Below are 25,389 nucleotides of genomic sequence, written 5' to 3'. Positions count from 1 at the left end.
ACAAGCCTCGGTCAGAGCAGGTCTTCGACCTCGGCCCAGACCTGGTCGATCGTGCGGAACGCCGGCCTGCCGTCAACGCTCCGGGCGGCGTTCTCGACCTCGTGCACGAGCCGCACCAACAGCGCGTTGACGGGCGCATGCCGGCCGATCTGCTCGGCTGCGCGCACCACCGCCCCGTGCAGGTGATCGATCTCGGTGGGGCGGCCGCTGACGACTGACTGCAGCGTCGAGCCGGTGTTCGGCACGTCGCCCATGCGCTGAGCCAGCAGCAGCGGAACGAATTCGGCCGTGACCGCCGGTGCCTCGGCCAGCACGGTCAGCATGCTGTCGTCGAGCCCCTGAGCGCCGCCGAAGCGAATGCCTGAGTCGTGCGCGATCCGCACGGCCTCGCGCATCGAGACGACCAGCACTCGGCGCAGTCGGTCGTCGGCGATCGTCTGCTGAATGCTCAGCCCCGTGATCGCAGGCAGTGCGTTGACCTGGTTGACGACCAGCTTCGTCCAGAGCACGCCGTCGGTGTTCTCGACCGCACGTGCGGGCAGCGCCGACTGCAGCAGCGCGACGACCCGTCGAGCCTCGGTCAGATCGCTGCCGGGGCCGGGGCACACCACTGTCGGGCCCGGCGTGGTGACGTCCACGACGCCAGGGCGAGGCACATTGGCACCGATCGACGAGGTGCCGCTTAGCACGCTCGCCCCGTCGACCACCTCGTGGGCGGTGGTGGGGCCCTCGACTCCGTTCTGCACCACCAGCAGCGTCACACCGCGCAGCCACGCGGCGTTGTCGGCCAACGCCGCTGCCGCATCCTGCGCCTTCGTGGTGAGGATGGCGAGATCGGGAGCCGCATCGAGCACCGGCACCGCCTGCACGTGCGCCACATGGTCGCCGAACGCTCCGGTCATTCGCAGCCCGTCGTGCTGAATCGCCGCCAGGTGCGCACCGCGAGCGGTCACGGTGACCTGGAGACCTGCCCGATCGAGAGCCGCAGCCATCGCACCCCCGATCGATCCGCAGCCGATGACCGCAATGCGTGCCGGTGAAGCCGAACCGGGAGAGGACGCCGAGCCGGGAGAGGCGTCGCTGGAGCGATGGGGAGCGTGCGTCTGTGCGGGGGTGACCTCGTCGTTCATGGGGCGATTCTACGGCGCAGAGACCGCTGTATGCGAAAGCCGGGTGAAACCCTGTGGCAGACTGGAGACCATGCCCGATGCCATCGTTCTCGTCGACAAGCCGCAGGGCTGGACCAGCCACGACGTGGTCGCCCGAGGCCGGCGCATCTTCGCCACGCGACGCGTGGGGCACGCGGGCACACTCGATCCGATGGCCACCGGGCTGCTGATACTGGGCGTCGACCGCGGCACGAAGCTGCTCACCTATCTGGTCGGGCTCGACAAGGTCTACGAGGCGACCATCCGACTCGGCCAGGCGACCGTCACCGATGACGCCGAGGGCGACATCACCGAGCAGGCCGACGCCGCGATGCTGCGCACGGTGACCGAGAGCGGTATTCGCGAGATCGTTGCGACGCAGCTGAGCGGCGCCATCGACCAGGTGCCCTCGTCGGTCAGCGCGATCAAGGTGAACGGCGTGCGCTCGTATGCACGGGTGCGAGCGGGAGAGGGCGTCGAACTCGAACCTCGGCCGGTCACGATCCACGAGTTCGCCGTGACCGACGTGCGCAGCGGCGAAGAGGGATTCGTCGACGTCGATGCGCGGGTACACTGCAGCTCGGGCACGTACATTCGTGCGCTCGCCCGCGACCTCGGTCGTGCGCTGGGCGTGGGCGGGCACCTGACCGCGTTGCGGCGTGTGCGCGTGGGGCCGTTCGATGTGGCGGATGCCGCGGTTCTGCCCGGCCGTGAGGTGCCGATCGAGCAGGTCGAGACGCCGCCCACGCTCACGCTCGGCCAGGCGGCGAGCGCGGTCTTCCCGACCCGGTTGCTGACCAGTCAGGAGGCCGTCGACCTCGGCCACGGCAAACGACTGGCACCGAGTGTCGAGCCGACCGGGGCGCCGCAGCCGGTCTCTGCCAGCGCGGCACGGCATCCGTCGACCGCCAAGGTGCTCACCGCAGCCCTCGACGACGTCGGCGGGCTGCGAGGCATCCTGGAGAATCGCGGGGGTCGGGCGCGGGCGGTGCTCGTCGTGCCGCCGGCCACAGAGCGCGCGCAGCGCTCAGACGTTCAGAAAGAAAGCCGAGACCATTGACCGACTGGTTCACGTGGACCCAGATCATCGTGAGCTGCGGGGTCGGCGTTCTGTGCCTCGTGCTCGGGCTCATCGGGCGAGCTCCCAGCGACCTGACGCTCGGGTGCCTCGCACTGGTCGAGCTGCTGTTGGTGGCACAGATCGTCGTCACGATCGTGGTGTGGAACACGGGACCCGGGCCGACCGGCAGCGGAGTTGAGTTCGTCGGCTACCTGGTGACTGCTCTGATCATTCCGCCGGCCGCAGTGTTCTGGGGGCTCATCGAGCGCACCAAGTGGTCGAACGTCGTGCTCGCGATCGCGGCCCTCACCATCGCAGTGATGATCTGGCGTATGGACCAGATCTGGTTTCTACAGGGCGCAACCGGGCTGGCGCCCATGGCGCTCGGCGTCGGCTGAAGCGACTGCTGCGACACCTCGAACGCTGACTAGAATGAGTGACCGATGACTGCTTTCACCCCACACACCCCGTTGAGCGGCGAAGACGCGCGCAGCGACGCCGACGAATCGCCGCGGCTGAGCGGAGCCGGCCGACTGCTGGTCGTGGTCTACGCGATTCTCGCGCTCGCGGCCACCGCACGGTCACTGGTGCAGATTCTCACGAAGTTCAATCACGCTCCGCTTGCGTACTCGCTGAGCGCAGTCGCCGCTCTCGTGTACATCCTGGCCACCGTCGCGCTGGCTCGCCATCACCGGCCGGGCTGGCACCGCATCGCGCTGCTCACCATCGGCTTCGAGCTGGTCGGCGTGCTCGTCGTGGGTGCGCTGACGACCTGGGCGCCGCAGCTGTTCATCTCTCCTGATGCTCCGAACGGACGCATCGAGAGCACGGTCTGGTCGTGGTTCGGCATGGGCTACGGGTTCGTCCCGCTGGTGCTGCCGCTGCTGGGCCTCTGGTGGCTGGCCAGACACCGCCCGGGTACGCAGAGCGTCGCCGGCTCTGCCGACACTGCGGCGAAGACCGACACAGAGCACAACGGCTGATGCGCGTTCTGCACCTCGACCGAGAGGCGTCGGATCTCGGCCCCAGCGCCGTCACGATCGGCAAGTTCAGCGGTCTGCATCGTGGTCATCAGGCGATCATCGCGCAGCTGACCGAAATGGCCCGACAGCGCGGCCTGGCCTCGATCGTCGCGACGTTCGATCGGCATCCGCTCGCCGTGATCGCACCGGACAAATGCCCGCAGCCTCTGGCTGACGAACGCCGACAGACACAGCTGATCGCCGAGACCGGTGTTGACGCGCTCGCCATCATGACCTTCGACCGCGCGTTCGCGTCGCTGACGCCGGAGGAGTTCATCCAGCAGGTGATCGTCGAGCGGCTCGAGGCCAGGCTGGTGCTGGTGGGCGAGGACTTCCGATTCGGACACTTCGGCGCAGGCGATGTCGACACGCTGCGCGAGGCAGGCGTGCGACTGGGATTCGACGTGATCGCCGCCGACGTGCTGCGACCGCAGCCGGGCGAGCCGAAGTTCTCGTCGTCGAGCGTGCGTGCGGCGCTGAGCGCGGGCGACGTCGACACGGCGGCCTCTGTGCTCGGGCGGTCGCCCAGCGTCGGCGGCTTCGTGGTGCACGGGGCGAAGCGCGGTCGCGAGCTCGGGTTCCCGACGGCGAACCTGGGGTCAGGGGAGGACCCAGCCACCCACGAACAGCGTGGCGTCGAGGGGTTCGTTCCCGCTGACGGCGTGTACGCCGGCTGGCTGGACGTCTCGGCCGGCGGGCCGGACGGCGCCGACACAGGTGAGGTGCATCGCTACCCGGCGGCCGTCTCGGTGGGCACGAACCCGACCTTCGACGACGTGCCGCGAACCGTCGAGGCGCATGTCATCGACCGTGACGACGAACACGTGGGCGACTTCGATCTCTACGGACGCTGGGCTCGCGTGGTCTTCGTGGCTCGGCTGCGCGGTATGGTCGCGTTCACGGGCCTCGAACCGCTGATCGAGCAGATGCATCGGGACTGCGACGAGACGCGGGCTGTGCTACAGTCGAGTGTTCGCCGTATATCGGCCGCGGAACCAGAGCGCCACTGAGAATTCCCTCAGCGGCACCGCGCAGCGAGTGAGAGGAATCACCATGGCACTGGCACTTGATGTCAAGCAGCAGATCATCAGCGAGTACGCGACGCACGAGGGTGACACCGGCTCACCCGAGGTGCAGGTTGCGCTGCTGAGCCGTCGCATCACCGACCTCACCGAGCACCTGAAAGAGCACAAGCACGACCACCACTCACGTCGTGGCCTGCTGCTGCTCGTCGGCCAGCGCCGTCGCATGCTCGGCTACCTGCAGAAGGTCGACATCGACCGTTACCGCAAGCTGATCGAGCGCCTCGGCCTGCGCCGCTGAGACTCAGTTGACTTCTGCCGAAGCACGCAGCGACCCTGCGATTCGGCTCGAAAGCCTCGGACGAACCCTCCGGTTCGCTCGGGGCTTTCGTCGTTCGTCGGGCGGCAGGTCGCCTCGACCGGTGCACCGAACGCCCCGGTATCGCGGCAGAGAAGTCCTGCTCCGTTCGTCTTCGGCGCGCTCTGCTAGACTGGAAAGCGGCTCGGTGAGAGCCACTCACAAATCAAAACCGTGCAGGTGAGCCGTTCAGGCGCTGATCTTCGGTGGTGAGTTTCGGAACGTCCGTCCGAGGTTTTCTACTGTTGATCAGCACCATACGTTGCTCGTGCCAGTCCTGCCTGCCTGCACGTATCAGGTAAAGGAGCACCCCTTGGAGGGTCCAGAAATCACGTACGCCGAGACCGTCATCGACAACGGCAAGTTCGGCAAGCGCACCATCCGTTTCGAGACGGGTCGTCTCGCTCAGCAGGCCGCCGGCGCCGTGCTCGTCACGTTCGACGACGAGACCACGCTGCTGTCGACGACCGCCGTGTCGAAGAAGCCGAAAGAGGGCTTCGACTTCTTCCCGCTGACGGTCGACGTGGAAGAGCGCATGTATGCTGCTGGTCGCATTCCCGGCTCGTTCTTCCGTCGTGAGGGCCGCCCCACGACCGACGCCATCCTCGTCGCCCGTCTGTGCGACCGCCCGCTGCGTCCCTCGTTCGCCGAGGGTCTGCGCAACGAGGTGCAGGTCGTCATCACGGTGCTGACCATCGCTCCCGACGAGCGCTACGACACGCTCGCGATCAACGCAGCCAGCGCATCCACCCAGATCGGCGGACTGCCCTTCTCAGGCCCGATCGGCGGCGTTCGCATCGCTCTGATTGACGGCCAGTGGGTCGCGTTCCCGAAGCAGTCACAGCTTGACCAGGCCGTGTTCGACATGGCTGTCGCCGGCCGTAAGGTCGTCACCGAAGACGGCAGCGAAGACGTCGCCATCATGATGGTCGAGGCCGAGGCCGGCGAGAACTCGTGGGATCTCATCGAGGCCGGCGCGCAGAAGCCGACCGAAGAGGTCGTCGCCCAGGGGCTCGAGGCCGCGAAGCCGTTCATCCGCCAGCTGGTCGAGGCTCAGGAGGAGCTCGCCCGTCAGGCCGCCAAGCCGGTCGCCGAGTTCACGCTCTTCCCGCCCTACAGCGCAAGCCTGTACGAGAAGGTCGAGAAGCTGGCTCACGACGAGCTCGCCAAGATCTACCAGATCGCCGACAAGCTCGAGCGTCAGGATGCTGACGACGCGCTGAAGGCGAGCATCAAGGAGCGCCTGGCTCCTGAGGTCGACGAAGCCGAGTACGAGCAGATCGGTGCGGCGTACAAGGCCGTGACCAAGAAGATCGTGCGCGGGCGCATCATCAACGAGGGCGTGCGCATCGACGGCCGCGGGCTGCGCGACATCCGCGCGCTCGACGCCGAGGTGGCTGTGCTGCCTCGCGTGCACGGCTCGGCGCTGTTCCAGCGCGGCGAGACCCAGATCTTGGGTGTGACCACGCTGAACACGCTCAAGATGGAGCAGCAGATCGACTCGCTGTCGCCCGTCACACACAAGCGCTACATGCACCACTACAACTTCCCGCCCTACTCGACTGGTGAGACCGGTCGTGTCGGCAGCCCGAAGCGTCGCGAGATCGGCCACGGCATGCTCGCCGAGCGCGCTCTGGTGCCCGTGCTGCCCAGCGTCGAGGAGTTCCCCTACGCGATTCGCGAGGTCTCTGAGGCGCTCGGGTCGAACGGCTCGACCTCGATGGGCTCGGTCTGCGCGTCGACGCTGGCTCTGCAGAACGCCGGTGTGCCGCTGCGCGCCCCGGTCGCAGGCATTGCCTCGGGTCTGATCAGCCACGAAGAGAACGGCCACACAGAGTACGCCGTGCTCACCGACATCCTGGGCGCCGAAGACGCGCTCGGCGACATGGACTTCAAGGTCGCCGGCACCGCTGACTTCATCACCGCGATTCAGCTCGACACGAAGCTCGACGGCATTCCCGCCTCGGTGCTCGCGGGTGCGCTGACGCAGGCCAAAGAGGCTCGTCTGACGATTCTCAACGTGCTGAACTCGGCGATCTCCGAGCCGGACGAACTGGCCCCGACCGCGCCGCGCATCATCACTGTGCAGGTTCCTGTCGCCAAGATCGGTGAGGTCATCGGCCCGAAGGGCAAGATCATCAACCAGATCCAGGAAGACACCGGCGCCGACATCTCGATTGAAGACGACGGCACGGTCTACATCGCCAGTGCCGACGGACCTTCGGCTGACGCCGCTCGTGCCGCGGTCAACGCGATCGCGAACCCGACCATCCCCGAGGTGGGGGAGCGCTACCTGGGCACCGTTGTGAAGCTCGCCGACTTCGGCGCGTTCATCTCGCTGATGCCCGGCCGCGACGGACTGCTGCACATCTCGGAGCTGCGCAAGCTCAACGACGGCAAGCGCGTCAACCAGGTCGGCGACGTGGTGCAGGTCGGTCAGAAGGTTCAGGTCGAGATCTCGAAGGTCGACGATCGCGGCAAGCTGTCGCTGATCCCCGTGGTCGAAGAGGATGCTGCGGCCGACGCTGAGTAGTAGCAGTCGTAGTCGTTGAACTCTCGACTGCTGACGTTGTCGTTCCTGTAGGAGGATAACGGCACGCTACCGCAAATGGTTGCGGCGAGCGGTTGCGGCAAAGTTGTGTCGAGTACGACTCGGAGCCCCACCAGACATTGTCTGGTGGGGCTCTTTTGCATCTCTGCAGGTTGCCGTGGGGGCGTTGATCGGAGGCAACTGCCGCCGGTGCCGCCGTCGCCGAGTGCAGCCGTCACCAGGGAGTTTCTGCCTGAATGCCCAGGCATCGGCTCTGAGAACGCGGCCTCTCACTGATCGAGTCATGGGAATTGCTGCCCCAACCGATCAAGTCATGGAACTTGGCATGCCTCGAACGGCCTGGGCCGCATTTGGCATGTGTGGATGCGGATGGCCGTGGTTGGGGCGGTGGGTCTGGACACGGCCGCGGACGCGAATGCAAGTTGTCGGGGTGGCGGTACCTCTGGACTTTGTCTTCCGTTGAGACGCCCCCTGATCGTCAGCGGCTTGTGGCGTCAGACGTGCAGACCGCACATGGGCAGAACGACACAGAGCCTGGAAGCACGCGATCGTCAGGGACTCGCACTGCTGCTCACACTGCTGCTCTCGCAGCGACTCACACCGCGACACACATTGGACCACGCGACTGTTGACGAAAGCTACGATCGTTGCCTAAACTCCAAAGGTGCATCTGAGGTAAGCCTTAGATATGTTCTGTGCGTCCGACCTGGTGATTCTCTGGGCCGTCGTGCGCGCCTGACGAGTGTCGAACCGGAGAGAGAGACAGCGATGTGCCCTCAAGAACTGTGTGAGAAACCGCCTGTGAAGGTCGGATCTCGACGTCATGGTGCGGGCGCTGTCGGGCCACTCATGCGCGTGATAGGGGCAACGGTCGTTGCTCTCACGCTGGCGCTCTCGGGCTGCTCTGTCGGGAGTAAGGCGACGACCAGTGAGCAGAAGGCGGGTGAGGCTAACCTTCAGCCGCTTTCCTCACTCGACACTCTCAGCAATCCGCGTAACCACTTCGGCGAGTCCACCGCCACGACGGCTCAGACCTCGATCACCCCGATCGAGAACGACCCGCAGCAGCAGCTGCCGGCGACCGTGACCGACACTCAGGGCGCATCCGTCACGGTGACAGACACGAGCCGCATTCTGGCACTCGACCTCTACGGATCGCTGGCGGCGACGGTCTTCGGCCTCGGTCTCGGCGACAGGGTCGTGGGCAGAGACGTCTCGACGGGATTCCCCGAAGCCGCAGATCTGCCGCTGGTGACGCAGAACGGCCACGAGCTCAACGGCGAGGCCATCCTCGACCTCGCCCCCACTGTGATCGTCACCGACACCACGCTCGGGCCGTGGGACACCCTCATGCAGATGAAAGATGCCGGCATCCCCGTCGTCTTCGTCGACTCCGAACGCAACATGGGCAACGTCAGCGAGATCGTGATGCAGGTGGCCTCTGCGTTGGGCGTGCCCGAGACCGGGCACCGTCTCTCAGATCGCCTGTCTGCCGAGATCACAGCGAAGACGCAGGAGGTCGCCGCGATCCGGCCGCAGAACGAGGCCGACCGTGTGCGCATGGTCTTTCTGTATGTGCGCGGGAACGCCGGCATCTACTACATGTTCGGCGAAGGATCCGGTGTCGACTCGCTCATCGATGCTCTCGGCGGGGTCGACGTCGCGCGCGAGGTCGGCTGGAAGGGCATGAAGCCGATCAACGCCGAGGCGCTGGTCCAGATGAAGCCCGACCTCATCCTCATGATGACCAAAGGCCTGGAATCGGTCGGCGGTGTCGACGGGCTGTTGGAGCGCGTGCCTGCGGTGGCCAACACCCCGGCAGGACAGAACCGCCGGGTCGTCGACATGTCCGACACCGAGATCATGAGCTACGGGCCGCGCACCGCAGACGTTCTCGACGCCTTGGCCCGCGCGGTGTACGCACCGGATGCCAGCCCGGCTGCGGGGGCTTCAGACGGTCCAAGTCGCAGGGACGGCTGATGAAAGCCTCACCTTCTGCGCCCAGTGCGAAGCTCGAACAGACGTCACGGGCAGAGCTGCCGGCCCACTCTGGGGTGACCGCCGAACCACTCGCAGCCACTTTGCCGCACAAGGCTCGCACCACCGTCGCCATCGTGGTGCTGAGCGCCCTGCTCGCTGTCTTCGGCGTCATCTCCGTCGGCTCCGGGCAGCTGCATATCCCAGCAGGAGAGGTCATCCAGATTCTGCTGCAGGGGGTCGGCATCGACATCGGGCACGGCACGACGCATCCCAATGCCGCAGCTGCACTCTGGAGCATCCGTCTGCCGCGTGTCGTGATGGCGCTGCTCGTGGGCGCCGCGCTCGCCGTCGCCGGTCTCATCATGCAGGCGATCTTCGGCAATCCGCTGGCAGACCCGGGCGTCGTCGGGGTCTCGAGCGGTGCTGCGGTCGGCGCATGCACAGCCATCGTCTTCAACATCGCTCTGCTGGGCGAGTGGACCGTTCCAGTCATGGCGTTCGTGTCCGGTCTGGCGACGACGCTGATCGTGTACGCCTTCTCTCGATCGGGCGGCCGCACCGAGGTGGTCACCCTGATTCTGACCGGCGTCGCAGTCAACGCGTTCGCCGGTGCGGCACTCGCCTTTCTGACGTTCGTCAGCGACCAGTCTGCGCGCGAGCAGATCGTGTTCTGGCAGCTGGGCAGCCTGAACGGCAGCCGGTGGGTGCAGGTGGCGGCTGTGGCCCCGCTGGTCGTGATCGGCATCGCCTGCACGTTTCTCTTCACCCGCCGACTCGATCTGCTCTCGCTCGGCGAGCGTTCGGCACGACACCTCGGTGTGAACGTCGAGGCGCTGCGCGTGATCGGCATCGTGGTCGTCGCCGTTCTGACCGCTGCCGCGGTCTCATTCGCAGGCATCATCGCATTCGTCGGGCTGGTCATCCCGCATCTCATGCGCATGCTGTTGGGGCCGGCGCACCGCCCGCTGCTGATCACCAGCATCCTCGGTGGCGCGCTGCTGCTCGAAGTCGCAGACCTGGTCGCACGTACTGCGGTGACGTATGCGGATCTGCCCATCGGCATGCTCACCTCGCTGGTGGGCGGTCCGTTCTTCTTCTGGCTGCTGCGGCGCACGCGGCGCACGTCAGGAGGGTGGGGATGAGCGGTCTGATGAGTGCTCGGATGATCGCTCTGCCGAAGCGCACGCCGATCGGGGAGACCGCTCTCGAAGCCTGCGATCTCTCGGTCGAGTTGGGCGGTCGCACCATTCTCGATCATGTGGATGCGGTGGTGCGCGCCGGCGAGGTGCTCGCGCTGGTCGGCCCGAACGGCGCCGGCAAGTCCACGCTGCTCGGAGCGCTGAGCGGCGACATCCCGTCGACCGGGGTGGTGCGCCTCGACGGACGCAGCCTCAGCGAGTGGTCCCTCAGCGAACAGGCCCGCGCGCGAGCCGTGCTCACCCAGCACAACTCGCTGGCGTTCCCGTTCACCGTGCTGGAGGTCATCGAGATGGGGCGTGCGCCGTGGCAGCGCACGCCTCGCGAGGTCGAAGACGAGGCCGCCGTCGCCGAGGCGATGGAGCGCACTGAGACGTCGGCCTTCGGTGCACGGGCCTTTCCCTCGCTTTCGGGAGGGGAGAGCGCACGGGTCTCACTCGCACGAGTGCTGGCCCAGCGTACCGGTGTGCTGCTGCTCGACGAGCCCACCGCAGCACTCGACATCCGTCATCAGGAAGAAGTGCTCGGCATCGCACGCGAGCGCGCACAAGCGGGTGACGCCGTCGTCATCGTGCTGCACGATCTGAACCTCGCCGCCGCCTATGCCGATCGGATCGCGCTGCTCGAGCACGGCACGGTGACGGCAGTGGGAAGCCCGAGCGAAGTGCTCACGACCGAACGCATCAGTCGTGTCTACCGGTACCCGGTCGACGTGATCGAGCATCCTCACACGGGTCAGCCGCTGGTGCTGCCCAGCCGCGGGGGCAAAGCATCCGAACACACACGAGAGGAATCAGCGTGAAGAACTCAGCGCGTCCAGCGACACGACATCGACAGCGTCATGCCGGCCGCATCCTGCGGGGTCTCGCTCTTGCCGTCGTCGGTCTGATCGCAGCGGGCACCGCAGCGGCACAGTCGACGGCAGAGTCCGCCCAGGCAGCCGGTCCGACCGTCGTCGCCACGGTCGAGGGGCGACCCGATCTGGTCAACGTCGCAGACAACCAGTATCTGACGACGCTCGACGTGTCGGGCAGCGGCTTCGTGTCGAAGAAGAACGGATTCGGCGGAATCTACGTGCTCTTCGGCTGGGCCGGGCAGAATTGGAAGCCCAGCAGCGGCGGAGTCGACGGCCTCGACCGCAAGTACGTCTATGACGACGAGTCCAACCCGACCGGCTATATGCTCTTCGTGAGCTTTCCCGGCAGCGAGACGCAGTACGCGGCCAACGGTGGCCTGCTGAATGCCGATGGCACGTGGCATGCGAAGCTCATGGTTCCTGGCCCCACGTTCGAGTACAGCGATCGTGACGGCAACAAAGGCAGTGTGAACTGTCTGGAGACGCAGTGCGGCATCATGACCGTCGGCGCTCACGGGGTCAAAGAGCCGTCGAACGAGTCGTTCACTCCCATCAACTTCCGGCATATCTCCGATTCGGGAACGAAGGTCGACGCGCAGGCTGGGACGACCGGCCAGACCTCGGCGCAGGGCAAGGCGCTCGAGCAGCAGGCCTCGGGCGGCGCAGCCGGTGTGGCAGCACCTGACGCGGCCGATGCTCGGCCGGCAACCGTGCCTGGAAGCCCGGACCCCGCGGCTCTGACCGATGACAAACGGGGCAGTCTTCAGGTCACCGTCGGAGAGACACAGCTGAAAGTCACCGATGCTGCGGCCGACCCTGCATCGTGGACGGGATTCTTCGTGATGTCCGACCCCCAGTTCACGGGATGGTCCAAGCCGAACTCCGTCGGAGAGTTCGACGTGCGGCTGCCCGACGACATCACTGACGGAGAGCACCATCTTGTCGCCGTCAACGCACAGGGTGATGTGACCGGATGGACGACCTTCGACACATCGGGCCAGACGGCCAAAACCGAGACGTCCGCCGACCAGAGCGGTTCGAACGGGGCGCTGGTCGCCGCGGCGGTCGCCGTCGGTGCCGTCGCAGTGCTGGCGATCATCGTCTTGATCTTCGTGATTCTGCGCAGACGGCGAAACCTGCAGTCGAAGGAGGCCTGAACAGCCATGACCCCGAGCACCCACAGAGAAAAGAGAGCACACATGTACAGAACAGGACGACCACGCCGTGTGCGTGGCGCGTTGGCAGTCGGCCTTGCGGCCGTTCTCGCCGTCGTCGGCACCATCGCCGGCACCACGTTCGCCTCGGCGGCGGATGACTCCAAGACCGTGTCCGATGCGACGTTCGCATGGGGGATGAACCACGAGTCGGGCAACGGCGGGTTCATGCCCGGCAGCTGCAACTATCTGGTCAAGGGCAAGATCCCAGACCCGGGGAAGGGGAACACCCAGCTCACCAAGGCCGGCTATGACGCCGCGACCGACGCCGGAAACGCCAGCGTGCTGAAGCCTGATCTGCAGGGAAACCTGACTGCGGCGACGTGGGAGAACAGCTGCCTTTCGGTCAAAGGAGCGAAGGTCAAGCCTGGCGCGCACAAGGACGTGAACGACTTCAGCCTGAACGAGGTGCAGATCGGCAAAGGCACCGGCGAGATCGACTCGGCCAAGAACACCGCAGACATCAGCTGGAAGGGGTCGTGGACGGTCGTCTACTACAGCGGCCTCACATTCTGGTACGCAAGCGACCCACACCTGACCGTCAGCAGCGACGGCAGCGCGAAGATCACCGCCACGGCCAGCGGGTTCGGGTCGTCGATGGAGGACATGAGCCAGTGGACGGGCATTCCCGCCCAGCAGATCACCCTCGCCGACTTTCCCGCAGGCGCGGTGAAAGTCACCGACACGGGTGTGACGACGAATGACGGCAAGCCGATCACGCCACAGTACGAAGGCGTGCAGGTCAAAGATGCCGAAGGGCAGGTGCTCAACCCCACCGGCAATCCCCAGGGATCGTTCCCGCAGAGTTTCGTCGACTTCCAGAAGCTTACGGGGCAGAGCTCCTACTGGTATTCGTCAGGAGGCAGCGCTGACCCGAACAAACCCGCGACGCCAGTGAGCATCGGCTACACCGCGCAGTCCAAAGGCGTCGCTCCGACGTTCACCGCACAGCCCGCTGACGCGACCGTGACCGAGGGCGGCGATGCGACGTTCACCATTGCAGCAGCGGGCACTCCGCAGCCGACCGTGCAGTGGCAGTCCAAGGCAGTCAACGCGGACTGGACCGACGTCCCCGGAGCCACGGCCACAACGCTGACGGTCAACGCCGCCAAGCTCTCAGCCACTGGAACGCAGTACCGTGCCATCGTGTCCAACGCGATCGGAACAGCGACGAGCACCGCGGCAACGCTCACGGTGCGGCAGGCGGCCACGCCGGTCACCACAGTCACGGTCGACTCAACCGATACGACTGGGCTCGGAATCACCGTCGCAGGCACGAACTACACGAATCTGCCTGACTCGTCAGTCGGTTCCTTCCTGAACAACGGCGTCTATGCCGCCGTCATCGACTCGGCCACTGACCTGGCGGCGATCGATCAGAACAATGGGTTCATCGGCGAGGCGAAATGGGTCGCGCAGAAAGACATTGTCGACGGGGCGTTCACAGCCAAGCTGAAAGCTCCCGCAGACAAACTGGATCGGACGCATACCTACCAGGTCGTGGTCTGGCGTGCACATGGCATGCCCACCGGCAACGCCGTGATCGCTCGCCAGGACATCTCGATGACCGACGACCAGTGGGACCAAGTCCTCCCCGAGCCCGTGCAGATCACCGGACAGCCAGAGGCCGTGTCCACGCGAGCCGGGCAGGCAGTGACCTTCGCGGCGACGGCTACCGGGCTCCCCCTGCCGGCGGCGAAGTGGCAGAGCAAGACGGGCGACGCCGACTGGACCGACGTTCCGGAGACTTCGGTCGCCACGACGTCGCAGCGTCCGTCGGTCACCACTCATCTGAAGATCGACGCGGCGACCATCTCGCAGAACGACACAGAGTACCGGGCGGTCTTCACGAATCTCGCCAGCGCTGATGGCGTGGCCACTGACCCGGCGAAGCTCCTCGTCAACGACGTGCCCGCTGCTGTCGCCAAGCCAGCTGCGACGAAGTCGAAGACCTCGGTCATCGAGGTCACCTGGCAGAAGCCCGCTGAGAACAACTCGGCCGTCACCGGCTATGCGGTCACGCTAACGCCGTCCGACGGCGGCAGTCCGAAGACGGTCACCGCAGCCGCTGACGCCACGAGCAGTGTGTTCGACGGCCTCGTCGCTCCCGGAGTGGCCTACACCGCAACGGTCACGGCGAACAACGCCATCGGTGCGTCGGCAGCATCCGCCGCCTCTGACCCCGTCATCGCGACCCCGAAGCTCGCCGCCAGCGTGACCGGCAGCGTCTCGACCACGCCGGCGCAGAACATGCTGGAGGTCAAGGTGGACGGCACCGGTTTCGTCCCGACCGATCTTCCTCAGTACTGGAGTGACGGCAGCCAGGCGTGGAAAGACTCGGCAGGCGTCTACGCTGCGCTGGTTCCTGCAGACGTCGACCTGAGCGCGATCACCGCGACTGACGGCACCCTCGGCGTGCAGTACGTGACCAAGTACGGCCCCGGCGCTCTGGCCGACGGCACGTTCTCGACGACACTGCAGGTGACGACGAAGGATGACCAGGACAAGCCCAGACTGTCGCGTGACCAGTCGTACAAGGTCATCGTCTGGAACGCTCACGGTCTGCCGCAGGCACCGAACCAGCCTCTGATTCTGGCCGAGACTCCGGTCAGCATCACGACGGCGCAGTTCGATGCGCTCTACCCCGAGAAGCCCTCGGTGAAGACGCAGCCGACCGACCAGAAGGTCGTCGAGGGGCAGGATGCCACCTTCAGCGCCGAGCTCACCGGGGCCCCGGCACCGAAGCTGCAGTGGCAGCGTTCGACTGACGGCCAGACCTGGACCGATGTCGAGGGAGCCACCGAATCGAGCCTGACGCTCAAATCGGTGACTCTCAGCCAGAACGGCGAGAGCTATCGCCTCGTCGCGACGAACGACAGCGGCACGGTGTCGTCCGATCCGGTCACACTGACAGTCGAGGCCAAGAAGAGCGACGAGACCCCGGCACCGTCAGAGCCGGCAGCCCCGACGCAGCCGGCAGCCGACGGGACGAGCGGCAAGGAGTCAGCCGAGAACGGTCAGCAGACCGGTGCCCAGACGAACGCCCAGACCTCGGAGCAGCAGCTGGCACGAACCGGTCAGGGAATCGCCGGGATCGCACTGGCGGCCGCGCTGCTGGCAGGCGGCCTGCTGCTGACACGGGCTCGCCGTCGTGACGATCAGGCGTCTCAGCGCTGATCGCAGCGGTCTCTGATCTGAGACCGGACAGATGAACGAGGCGGGGTGCGATCTGCGCTGCGGATCGCACCCCGCTCCTGGTGACCGGGGCGGCGGCACTGGTCGCGCTTTCGAAGGAACAGAACGGCTGATGGGCAGGCAGATGATTGAGTCGATGGGTAAGAAGTCAGAGACGAGCGGCCTCAGACGTCACAGACGCGGCGTGGGAGCGCGGCCAACCATGGGCACCGGGCGTCGTGGGCGTCGTGTCGCCGCCGTGCTGGCGCTGCTGGCTGTCGGAGTCGGCGGCGGCGCGTTTGCCCAGGCTGCGGTGACGGCGGCGACCCCCGCGAGCAATCTGGTCGAGATCAAGGATGCGAGCTTCGCATGGGAGATGAACAATGAGTCCGGCAACGGTGCGTTCATGCCCGGCAGCTGCAACTTCCTCGTTGCAGGAAAGGTGCCCGATCCCGGACGCGGCAGTCAGCAGATCGATGAGGCCGCCTACACTGCGGCTCGCCAGAACGACGTCGGCAATGTGCGTGTGACCAGACCGTCGGAGGATCGCAAGACACGCGTCGACTCGACGTTCGCCAATCGCTGTCAGTCTGTGAACGGTGCGAAGCTCGTCTCCGGCGTACACAAGGACGACGGAGACTATAGCCACAACCGCATCGACATCTCAGGCGGTACCGGCAGCGTCGACTGGCGCACTGGCGCAGGAACGATTCAATGGCAGGGCGCGTGGACCGTCGCCTACTACAACGGGCTGACCTTCTGGTACGCAGAGAATCCCAAACTCACCGTCAACGCCGACGGCAGCGCGAAGATCACTGCAACCGGAAGCGGGTTCTCCTCGTCGATGGAGGATATGACGCAATGGGGCCCCGTCGAGCCGAGAGAGATCACCTTGGCCACGTTCGACAAGGCGAAAGGCCGCGCAGCGCTCGCTGAGGGGGCGTTGCGCCGTGCAGACACGACTGATCAAGAAGCCAAGGGATTCGACATCCTCCCAGACTACGAAGGCATCAGCGTGAAGGACGACTCCGGCGCGGTGCTGAACGAGGCGGGCAATCCCCAGGGCTCGTTCCCTCAGGACTTCGTGAGCTTTCAGCAGGCCACCGGTCAGGGTGCGTACTGGTACTCATCGAACGGCGCGGCAGACCCGAACAAGGTGGCAGCCCCGGTCACGGTTCGCTATGGCAACGCCCCAGTCACTCAGCAGGTGACGGTGAACAGCGTGACCGGAGGCAGCGAGGGCGGGAACGCCGCCGCACGGCAGGCACCAGCACAGACCGCTGACACACAGCGCCAGCCCGCGACGACGCCTCGGCGAACCGAGTCTTCGGCTGCCGCCGCGGCACCGATGGCAGACGCGCCGCAGGCGGCGACGCCGACGGAACTGAAGACGATCGACGACCTCAGAGCGGCGATTCAGGACGGCCGAGTGCAGCAGATCGAAGGCACTGACGCCGGGCTCGCGGAGTCGTTCGCCTGGGGCGATCGGCTCGACATCGGCTTCGCCTGGCCAGAGGACGACACGGATGCCACCGGGGGAACCGTCATGGCGTATCCGCATGCCCAGTATGTGGGGGCGTTCACCGTCACCGACGGGCAGGTTCGCCTGGCCGTCGACTCGTCCGTGCTGCAGCAGGGCGACGACGGAGAGCGGTACTTCGTCTTCTTCGGCGACACCGGCAGGACGATCGCCGTGCACACGACACAGAGCGGAACAGCTGCTGAGTCATCGTCGCGGCGTGTCGAAGCAGAAGAGCCGCCTGCTGCCTCAGAGCGGCGCAGCAACGACTCGCTGTGGACCACACTGCTCATCATCGCAGGGGGAGTGATCGTGGTCGCCGGCGGAACCAGTCTGCTGATGCTCAGACGCAGTGATGGAAGATGACCACATTGCGACTAAGGTAGAACACACACACGAGCGTTGCTCAATAGAGCGGGCAGGCGCTCGCGGTGCGAGCAGCCACACCACACAAAGAGACAGACGAGGTGCCATGACCATGACAGCGACGAGCAGGGAACGACCGGCGGCTGCGACTCCTTCAGCGCGACTTCGTGAGGCGACGGTCGCCGAGCATTCCGCAGCCGAGACGAAGACCTTCATCGCCGACCTGATCGAAGGCCGTCTCACCCTCGCCGACTACACGAGGTATCTGGCTCAGATCGCCTACGTCTACGAGGCGCTGGAGAACCGTCCGCCGAGGCCCGAGGAACCTGAGTTTCTGCACGATCCCCGTCTGGCCAGATTCGCGGCAGCCAGGCACGATCTCACAGAGCTGGGCGTTCAGGACTGGCGCGCTGAGCATCCCGCGCTCGCGGCCACTCGTCGATACGTCGAACATCTGCGCACCGTTGCGGCAGACGAAGACATGGTCTCCTACCTGGCCCAGCACTACACCCGCTACCTCGGCGATCTCTCAGGCGGGCAGGTCATCGCCACGATGATCTCGCGGCACTACGGCGCCACCGAAGACCAGCTCACGTTCTACCGCTTCGACCAGATCGACAAACTGGTGGGCTACAAACGGGCCTACCGCGAGCACATCGACCATCTCGGTCTTGACGCCGCCCAGATCGACCAGCTCATCGCAGAGTCGAAGCGTGCATACCAGCTGAACGCAGATCTGTTCGACGAGCTCGCTCGCACACGCTGACCGCTGCGGTCACAGCAGACGCTTCGTCTCGATGTCGTGCGGCGGCAGCGCGATGGCTCGATACTTCTCGAGCAGCGCGTGCGGGCGCTTGACGCCCAACCCCATGAGCGACCAGCTCCAGATCGATTCGGCCTTGTCTTCGAGGTCGACCATCGGCTCGAGCCGGTAGCGCAACACGACACCGAGCGTGGCGTCGACGATGCCTTCGCTCGCCGTCTGCACCTCGATCGCACTGTCGATCTCCCGGTCTTCGAGGGCCTCGATGAGATACTCGGCCACGAGCTGTCGCGCGCTGAACGGCGGGGTGGGCAGCGTCACATCGAGCACCGGCGCGTCGAGCAGCAGTGAGATGGCGGCCCGCTGATACGGGCCGGTGCCGCGGTCTGCGAGAAAAGTGCGCATCATCGTGATGAGACCGGCGAGTCCGGTGCGGTTGGTGTCATCGACGAGCTCGTGCATCGTCTCCCACCGCTCGAACTCGGTCTCGAGCAGTGCGGTCGCGATGTCTGCCTTCGTGTCGAAGTGATAGCGCAGTGCGGTCTTCGGCTTGTGCAGCACTGCCGTGATGTCGGCCAGAGAGGTTGCCTCGTAGCCGCGCTCTCCGATGGCAGTGGCAGCGGCGTGCAGCAGCTCGGCACGCGTTCGAGCGGCTTGGACGCTGCGGTGTGAGGCAGCGGCGGTGGGGCGGGCGCTGTGCGTTTCGACCCGTCGATAGGTGCGAGGTGTCATCTCATGCCTTCCGGATTCGAGCTGCCCCCATTGTAAAGGACTGACCTTTCCGGACGCGTGCGCGGTCAGCCTCGTGGCCGCCTCAGCTGCGGAGGATACCGCCCAGCGCATCCAGCGCATCCAGCGTCGATCGCGCATTGAGCCGCCCCGCTCGCTCCGCCGTGATGGTACTGGCCTGCGGGCCGTACCCCGCCAGAATCAGGGCTGGGTCACGCTGTGCGACGCCGTCGATCACACGGATGCCGCCGGCCTCCTCGCGCAGCCCCAGACCCGCGAGGTGTCTGAGATCGGCGCGAAACCCGGTGTCCCAGATGATGGCGTCCAGGTCGACGTGCGTGCCGTCGGCCAGTACCGCGCCCTGCTCGTCGAGACTGCGGAACATCGGCTGTCGGCGCAGCCCGCCCCGCTCGTGCAGGTCGCTCATATACGGCGTGATCGGCACATCGGTCGTGCTCACGATGCTGGGCAGCGCTCGGCCGGCGCGTGCGGCCGCATCGGCGGCGGCGACGGATGCTCGGCCGGCCTGGTCGGTGAGACCTCGCGTGGGCACGATGCGAACCGGGCGTCTGGTGAACCAGTGCGTCTGGGCTGCGACGCCGTCGAGTTCGGCGAGATGCTCGACCGCAGAGGTGCCCCCGCCGACGACGCCGACTCGCTGGCCGCGAAACTCCTCGGCTGAGCGGTAGCCGTGGGTGTGCAGCTGTCGCCCTGCGAAGACGTTCTGCCCCGGATACCACGGCAGAAACGGCGCACCCCACGTGCCCGTCGCGCTCACGACGACCTGCGCGCGGATGCTGAACCCTCCCGTCGCGCTCGTGCCGACGACCTCGAAGCGATCGGTCCCGAATCCTTCGGCAGGGGACGGGCGCACGACGTGGTCGACCCCGTGCCCGTGATGCACCTGCAGGCCGAAGTGTGCTTCGTAGGCGCGGTAGTACTCGACGACGATCTCGTATGCGGGGCGATGACGTTCGGCGGTCTCGAAGCTCAGCCCGAGGTCATGCATGCCCGGCAGATCGTGCACCCGATGTGCGTCGCCGAGGCGCATGGCTGACCAGCGATGCTGCCAGGCTCCGCCGGCATCCGCATCACGATCGACGATCACCATGTCGACGTTCGGGCGCAGCCCACGACGCAGCAGCCAGTAGGCGGTCGAGAGCCCGGCCTGACCGGCCCCGATGATCACGACCGGCGCGCGCGAGGGCAGGCGAGTCGGCGGTGCGGAGGAAGCGAAGTCGGACACAGTTCATCTCAGCAACGAAGGCCGCCGTTTCATTCCGGGCCGGATCGTCGAGCCGGGAGACCGGACGACCAACTAGACTCAGCCAGATGGCTACTACCTCTCCTTTCCCTCTTCCACTTGACGTGGACGACTCCTCGTTCGAACTCGACGGCGGCGCGACCGTTCGTCGAACGGTGCTGCCCAACGGTGTGCGTGTTCTCACCGAGAACATGCCCGGTGCGCACTCGGTGACTTTGGGAATCTGGGTGCCGGTCGGCTCACGTGACGAGCACGAAGGCCAGTTCGGCTCGACGCATTTTCTCGAGCATCTGCTGTTCAAAGGCACGCCCACGCGCACGGCGATGGACATCGCCGTGGCCTTCGACGAGATCGGCGGCGAGTCGAATGCGCTGACCGGCAAAGAGCACACCTGTTACTACGCGAAGGTGCGCGACGCCGACCTGGGTGTGGCCGTCGACGTGCTCACCGACATGGTGATCAGCTCTGTCATCGACCCTGACGAGTTCGAACGCGAACGCAAGGTCATTCTCGAAGAGCTCGCGATGAGCGAAGACGACCCCACCGACGTCGCACACGAGCTCTTCTCGTCGCTGGTGTACCGCGGCGAGAGTCTGGGGCGCCCGATCGGCGGCACACCCGAGTCGATCAACGCCGTCGGTCGTGACGCCGTCTGGGCGCACTACCGTGCGAACTATCGCCCTGAAGACATCGTCGTCACCGCAGCAGGGGCCATCGATCACGGCGATCTGCTCGCCCGACTCGGCGAGGCGCTCGCAGCCGGAGGCATGGGCGCATCCACGCACGGTGCGCTGCACCCGCGGCGCACCCGCGGCGCGCTGCCGGCACTCGTCGGGCCGAGCTTCGAGGTGCGTCAGCGTGACGCCGAGCAGGTCAACCTGATCATGGGCACACGCGGCATCCCCGGGTGGGACGAGCGCCGGTTCACGCTCAGCGTGCTCAACGGCGTGCTCGGCGGCGGCATGAGCTCGCGCCTCTTTCAGGAGGTGCGCGAGCAGCGCGGCCTCGCCTATTCGGTCTATTCGTTCTCGGGCACATACGCCGACGCCGGTTCGTTCGGCGTGTATGCCGGCACCCGCCCGGACTCGGCTCCCGAAGTCGCACATCTGATGCAGGATGTCGTGGCCAGGTTCGCCGAGGAAGGGCCGACCGCGACGGAGCTCGCGCGAGTCAAAGGCCAGCTCTCGGGCGGCATCACGCTCGGATTCGAAGACAGCTCGCATCATATGACGCGCCTGGGCAAATCGGAGATCGGGCTCGGAGAGCTCTGGGATCTGCCTGCGACGATCGCGCGCATTCGCGACGTCACCGCCGAGCAGGTGCGCGATCTCACCGCCGAACTCGTCGCCGGGCCGCTGCAGATCGCCGCGGTCGGTCCGATCGACGCCGATCGACTGCGGGTGAGCGAGCTCCAGTCGACGGTCTCGGCAGCACAGGCGCACTGACGATGACCGAAGTCAGCCGTCGAGGCTTTCTCGAGCGCACCGGTCTGATCGCCGTCGGCGCGTTGGGCATCGGTGCCACGGGGTCGGCTCTCGCCGGCTGCTCGCAGAGCGTGTCGACGGCCGACGCCGAAGCCTTCGTCAATGCGCTGCACATCCCGGCAGAGGCGCCGGCGACCGTCGACGCGGCAGGCATCCGTCGATTCGCTCTGCGGGCCCAATCCGGCAGCACAGAGTTCGTCTCGGGAAAGACCGCGCACACCGCTGGCTACAACGGCGACTACTTGGGGCCGACGCTGCGAGCGAAGCCGGGTGAGCACGTCGCCGTCGACTTCGTCAACGGCCTCGACGAGGCGACGACCGTGCACTGGCACGGCATGATGCTGCCGGCTCGGATGGACGGCGGCCCGCACCAGATGGTCGACGCAGGCGGCGAATGGCACCCCGACTGGACGATCGCTCAGCCTGCAGCGACACTGTGGTACCACCCGCACCCGCATGGCGAGACCGCACAGCAGGTGTACCGGGGGCTGGCGGGGCTCTTTCTGATCGACGACCCCGCCGTGAGCCGGGCCGGCGTGCCGAGCACCTATGGCGTCGACGACGTCCCGGTGATTCTGCAGGATCGCTCGTTCATGAGAGACGGGGATCTCTCGACCTCCGGCGCCGACTCCGCGTTCGGCCTGCTCGGCGACAGCATCCTGGTCAATGGAACGCTGCTGCCGCAGTTCACCGCTACGACCACGCTCGTGCGCCTGCGCGTCGTCAACGGGTCGAACGCACGCGTCTATCACGTCGAATGCGACGACCAGCGCCCGTTCTCTGTGATCGCCACAGACACCGGGCTGCTCGAGCACCCGGTGAGCACGACGCAGGTGCTGCTCAGCCCGGCAGAGCGCGTCGAGATCGTCGTCGAGCTGCAGCCCGGCGAACGGGTGATGCTGCGCAGCGCCAAAGGCACCAACGACGTGCTCGACAACGCCGAGTTCAACCTGCTGCGTCTCGACGCCGCCGAGCAGCTGCTGCCCTCGCCACCTCTCGCGGCGGATCTTCCCGGTGCCCGAGTCGCCGCGACTCCGGCCGCCGGCAGCAAGGCGCGCGACTTCTCGTTCGACAATGCCAACCGCATCAACGGGCTGTCGATGGACATGAACCGCATCGACGAAGTCGTGCCTGCGTCAGCGCTCGAGGAATGGCGGGTGGCGAACACCGTCGACCCGCACAACTTTCACATCCACGCCTGTTCGTTCCGCATCGTCGAATATGACGGCGCCGAACCTCCCGAATGGATGCGCGGGCCGAAAGACACGGTCTTCGTGCCGCACGCCACCAAAGTGCGCCTGGCCGTGCAGTTCGGCTCCGACACCGATCCTGTGACTCCCTACATGTATCACTGCCACCTGCTGCGGCATGAGGACGAGGGCATGATGGGACAGTTCGTCGTCGTCGAACCGGGAACCGAAGGGGGCGTCTCACCGCGCCTGCCCGCCGCTCACCAGCACTGACGTGCGGCGGGAGGCCAGCGTGAGTCTTCGGTCATTCAGTCTTCGGTCATATAGTCGTGCAGCGGCTGGCCGGTGCCGTCGGTGCGGTAGTTCGGTGCCTTCGCCAGGATGAGAATGCCCTCGACCAAGCCCCAGATCGAGGAGACGATGGCCAGCATGCCGAGCGACAGCACCGTGATCAGCAGCTGTGCGACGCCGAGGCCCGTCTTGCCGAGGTAGAAGTTGTGCACGCCCACAGTCCCGAAGAAGATGCCGAACAGGCCGGCGGCGATGCGACTCTTGTACGGGGTGACCTGCTGGTAAGGCTGATACGGGGCCTGTCCCTGGCCTCCGTAGGGCGGGGGAGTCGGCGTCGGCGGGTAGGCGGGCGGGGCGAATTTGGGCAGATCCGGATTGGTCATGCCTCTAGCGTAGGAGAGCACGCAGCCGTGGTGCGTCAGAAAGTCAGATGCAGGCGAAAATAGTCTGGATCCATCAGCGACTCGGCATATTCGACCAGCGTGCCGTCGGCTGCGCGAGTGACGCATCGTGACACCAGAACGCTTGATCCCGCCGTGCGTTCGAACAGCTGAGCATCGCGCTCGCCGAGTGTGCCGACGTCGACCCACTGCTCTCCAGAGGCCGCGACCAACCCTGCCTCGCGCAGCGTCGCGATGATCGAGTCGTCGACCAAGCCCTGCTCGGGCAGCCCGTCGAGCTCGGCGACGGCCGGAACCAGCGAACGTTCCAGCGAGATCGTGCGCGCACCGACCACCTGTCGGACGCGTTCGATGCGCAGCAGCCGCTCGGCCGGTGCCACAATCGAACCGAGCAGGCCGGTCGGCAGCTCTGCGGCCGCCACCTCTCGAATCGAGAGCGTTCGTACGTGACCGACCGCACCCTTCTGCTGAATCGCGCTCGCCCAGCCCAGCGCGGGCTCGGCATCCACCGGATGGAACGTCACGAACGAGCCGACGCCCGGCCGTGTCATGATCAGACCCTGCTCGGTGAGCGCGGCCAGCGCCTGACGCACGGTGTTGCGACTCGCCGCAAAACGCCGACCGAGGGCGGCCTCGCTGGGCAGCGGCTCGTCTGCAGCGAAGGTCCCGGCCTGGATGTCGGCTGCGAGCGCGTCTGCGATGCGCTCGTGTTTCAGCGGAACGGTACGGGGTCTCTGCATGCCCATCATCGTACCCGGCGACGTCTCTCACGCCGCGCCGCCCGCTTAGAATGAGGTGCATGTCAGACTTCGATCGCATCCTGGAGCGCTCGGCGCAGCTGCTCGACGGGCCGGCCACCGACGCGCGCATCACGACGCTGCTGCGTTCGCTGCCGCATATCGATCCTGCCCAGCTCACGCCGTGGGTGGGGCAGCAGACCCAGATCGCGACGCGCGATGCGGCGACCCCCGACGACCTGCGGCTGATCACGTCGCTCATCGATCTGACCAGTCTGTCTGCTGACGACACCCCAGAGAGCGTCGCGGCGTTGGTATGGCGAGCACTCGCACCCGAATCGGATCTCATGCACCCGGCAGTGCTGCCCGCGACGGCTGCGGTCTGTGTGCACGCAGACCTCGTCGTGCCGGCTCGGGTCGCGCTCGACGAGGCGGCGGATGCTCCGGTCGCGCTCGCCGCGGTGGCCGGCGGCTTTCCGCATGGTCGGTCGCCGTTCGCTGCGAAGGCCGCCGAGATCGAATACGCCGTGGCTGCCGGAGCAGACGAGATCGACATCGTCATCGACCGCGGTGCGCTGCTCAGCGAACGCTACGCGCAGGTCTACGACTGGGTGCTGGTCGCGCGGCGCCTGGTGGAACGAGGCGACGGCACCCGCGCACACCTCAAGGTCATTCTCGAGACGGGGGAGCTGCCCGACTACGACGCCATGTTCCATGCTGCGATCATCGCGTTGCTCGCCGGTGCCGACTTCGTCAAGACGTCGACGGGCAAGGGGCGCGCAGGTGCGACTCCCGAGGCAGCCGCCGTGCTGCTGCAGGCCAGCGCACACTGGCGTGAAGAGACCGGTGAGACCATCGGGGTGAAGGTCGCCGGAGGCGTGCGCACCGTGGATCAGGCCATGGGTTATCTGCGTCTGGCGCGCGTGATCTGCGGCGACTCGTTCGTGGCCCCGGCGTCGATGCGCTTCGGCGCATCGGCACTGCTCGACGACGTGCTGCGCACCTTCGAGCCGCTTCGCTGACCTCATCGCCGGGGCGTAGACCGCCCGCACTACACTGAACG

The 25,389-nt window shown here is 66.4% G+C and carries 21 protein-coding genes; 16 read left to right on the top strand and 5 right to left on the bottom strand.

The annotated features are described in order from the left end of the window. Positions 1–11: 11 nt before the first annotated feature. Positions 12–1,130, bottom strand: a complete 1,119-nt coding sequence (locus F8O09_RS03900) for a ketopantoate reductase family protein (protein ID WP_158053999.1) — start codon at positions 1,128–1,130, stop codon at positions 12–14. Positions 1,131–1,200: 70 nt separating this feature from the next. On the opposite strand from F8O09_RS03900, the gene truB reads away from it, so the two are divergent. The 13 genes from truB to F8O09_RS03835 all read left to right on the top strand — a co-directional run bounded on the left by truB (position 1,201) and on the right by F8O09_RS03835 (position 18,233). Then, positions 1,201–2,208: a tRNA pseudouridine(55) synthase TruB gene (truB, locus tag F8O09_RS03895; RefSeq protein ID WP_158053998.1), complete on the top strand. Its 1,008-nt coding sequence runs from the start codon at positions 1,201–1,203 to the stop codon at positions 2,206–2,208. Beyond that, positions 2,205–2,606: a hypothetical protein gene (locus tag F8O09_RS03890; RefSeq protein ID WP_158053997.1), complete on the top strand. Its 402-nt coding sequence runs from the start codon at positions 2,205–2,207 to the stop codon at positions 2,604–2,606. Before truB ends, F8O09_RS03890 begins: the two co-directional genes overlap by 4 nt. Positions 2,607–2,651: 45 nt before the next feature. Continuing rightward, positions 2,652–3,191 (top strand): hypothetical protein, encoded by a 540-nt coding sequence (locus F8O09_RS03885; protein ID WP_225732854.1) that lies wholly within the window; start codon positions 2,652–2,654, stop codon positions 3,189–3,191. Then, positions 3,191–4,240 carry a bifunctional riboflavin kinase/FAD synthetase gene (locus F8O09_RS03880; protein WP_158053996.1) on the top strand — a complete coding sequence of 350 codons (1,050 nt, stop codon included), beginning with the start codon at positions 3,191–3,193 and terminating at the stop codon, positions 4,238–4,240. Before F8O09_RS03885 ends, F8O09_RS03880 begins: the two co-directional genes overlap by 1 nt. Before the next feature lie 43 nt (positions 4,241–4,283). Then, the gene (gene rpsO, locus F8O09_RS03875; protein WP_158030926.1) at positions 4,284–4,553 is read left to right on the top strand and encodes a 30S ribosomal protein S15; all 270 of its coding nucleotides are present in this window, start codon (positions 4,284–4,286) and stop codon (positions 4,551–4,553) included. A gap of 370 nt (positions 4,554–4,923) precedes the next feature. Beyond that, positions 4,924–7,143: a polyribonucleotide nucleotidyltransferase gene (locus F8O09_RS03870; RefSeq protein ID WP_158053995.1), complete on the top strand. Its 2,220-nt coding sequence runs from the start codon at positions 4,924–4,926 to the stop codon at positions 7,141–7,143. 819 nt (positions 7,144–7,962) lie between these two features. Next, positions 7,963–9,141, top strand: coding sequence for a heme/hemin ABC transporter substrate-binding protein (locus F8O09_RS03865; RefSeq protein WP_225732853.1), 1,179 nt, complete (start codon positions 7,963–7,965; stop codon positions 9,139–9,141). Then, complete coding sequence (locus F8O09_RS03860) at positions 9,141–10,283, top strand: FecCD family ABC transporter permease (protein ID WP_192497545.1); 1,143 nt, start codon at positions 9,141–9,143, stop codon at positions 10,281–10,283. Before F8O09_RS03865 ends, F8O09_RS03860 begins: the two co-directional genes overlap by 1 nt. Continuing rightward, entirely contained in the window at positions 10,280–11,140 is an 861-nt protein-coding gene (locus tag F8O09_RS03855; RefSeq protein ID WP_158053994.1) for a heme ABC transporter ATP-binding protein, read from the top strand. The genes F8O09_RS03860 and F8O09_RS03855 overlap by 4 nt, the downstream gene beginning before the upstream one ends. Next, the gene (locus tag F8O09_RS03850) at positions 11,137–12,351 is read left to right on the top strand and encodes a hypothetical protein (RefSeq protein ID WP_158053993.1); all 1,215 of its coding nucleotides are present in this window, start codon (positions 11,137–11,139) and stop codon (positions 12,349–12,351) included. Before F8O09_RS03855 ends, F8O09_RS03850 begins: the two co-directional genes overlap by 4 nt. Positions 12,352–12,393: 42 nt before the next feature. Next, positions 12,394–15,585 carry an immunoglobulin domain-containing protein gene (locus tag F8O09_RS03845; protein ID WP_192497544.1) on the top strand — a complete coding sequence of 1,064 codons (3,192 nt, stop codon included), beginning with the start codon at positions 12,394–12,396 and terminating at the stop codon, positions 15,583–15,585. Between the two features lie 202 nt (positions 15,586–15,787). Beyond that, positions 15,788–17,467: a hypothetical protein gene (locus tag F8O09_RS03840; RefSeq protein ID WP_158053991.1), complete on the top strand. Its 1,680-nt coding sequence runs from the start codon at positions 15,788–15,790 to the stop codon at positions 17,465–17,467. Positions 17,468–17,579: 112 nt separating this feature from the next. Next, entirely contained in the window at positions 17,580–18,233 is a 654-nt protein-coding gene (locus tag F8O09_RS03835) for a heme oxygenase (biliverdin-producing) (RefSeq protein ID WP_192497543.1), read from the top strand. Positions 18,234–18,242: 9 nt separating this feature from the next. Here the strand turns inward: F8O09_RS03835 and F8O09_RS03830 are convergent, their stop codons facing one another. Both F8O09_RS03830 and F8O09_RS03825 read right to left on the bottom strand, forming a co-directional pair. Beyond that, positions 18,243–18,962, bottom strand: a complete 720-nt coding sequence (locus F8O09_RS03830) for a TetR/AcrR family transcriptional regulator (RefSeq protein WP_192497542.1) — start codon at positions 18,960–18,962, stop codon at positions 18,243–18,245. An 82-nt stretch (positions 18,963–19,044) separates the two neighbouring features. Next, positions 19,045–20,205, bottom strand: a complete 1,161-nt coding sequence (locus F8O09_RS03825) for an FAD-dependent oxidoreductase (RefSeq protein ID WP_225732852.1) — start codon at positions 20,203–20,205, stop codon at positions 19,045–19,047. An 86-nt stretch (positions 20,206–20,291) separates the two neighbouring features. Between F8O09_RS03825 and F8O09_RS03820 the strand changes: the two genes are divergently transcribed. Next, positions 20,292–21,668 carry a M16 family metallopeptidase gene (locus tag F8O09_RS03820; protein WP_158053988.1) on the top strand — a complete coding sequence of 459 codons (1,377 nt, stop codon included), beginning with the start codon at positions 20,292–20,294 and terminating at the stop codon, positions 21,666–21,668. 2 nt (positions 21,669–21,670) lie between these two features. Next, a complete protein-coding gene (locus tag F8O09_RS03815) occupies positions 21,671–23,170 on the top strand; it encodes a multicopper oxidase family protein (protein WP_158053987.1) in 1,500 nt (499 codons plus the stop codon). A gap of 35 nt (positions 23,171–23,205) precedes the next feature. Here the strand turns inward: F8O09_RS03815 and F8O09_RS03810 are convergent, their stop codons facing one another. Both F8O09_RS03810 and F8O09_RS03805 read right to left on the bottom strand, forming a co-directional pair. Beyond that, the gene (locus F8O09_RS03810) at positions 23,206–23,571 is read right to left on the bottom strand and encodes a TM2 domain-containing protein (protein ID WP_225732851.1); all 366 of its coding nucleotides are present in this window, start codon (positions 23,569–23,571) and stop codon (positions 23,206–23,208) included. A 35-nt stretch (positions 23,572–23,606) separates the two neighbouring features. Then, positions 23,607–24,329, bottom strand: coding sequence for a GntR family transcriptional regulator (locus F8O09_RS03805; protein WP_192497541.1), 723 nt, complete (start codon positions 24,327–24,329; stop codon positions 23,607–23,609). Positions 24,330–24,388: 59 nt separating this feature from the next. Between F8O09_RS03805 and deoC the strand changes: the two genes are divergently transcribed. Continuing rightward, positions 24,389–25,348, top strand: coding sequence for a deoxyribose-phosphate aldolase (gene deoC, locus F8O09_RS03800; RefSeq protein WP_192497540.1), 960 nt, complete (start codon positions 24,389–24,391; stop codon positions 25,346–25,348). Positions 25,349–25,389 lie beyond the last annotated feature (41 nt).

Source organism: Pseudoclavibacter sp. CFCC 11306 (assembly GCF_008831235.1).
Lineage (GTDB): Bacteria > Actinomycetota > Actinomycetes > Actinomycetales > Microbacteriaceae > Pseudoclavibacter_A.
Note: the sequence above shows the minus strand (reverse complement) of the source record. Positions and strands in the feature narration are given on the sequence as shown.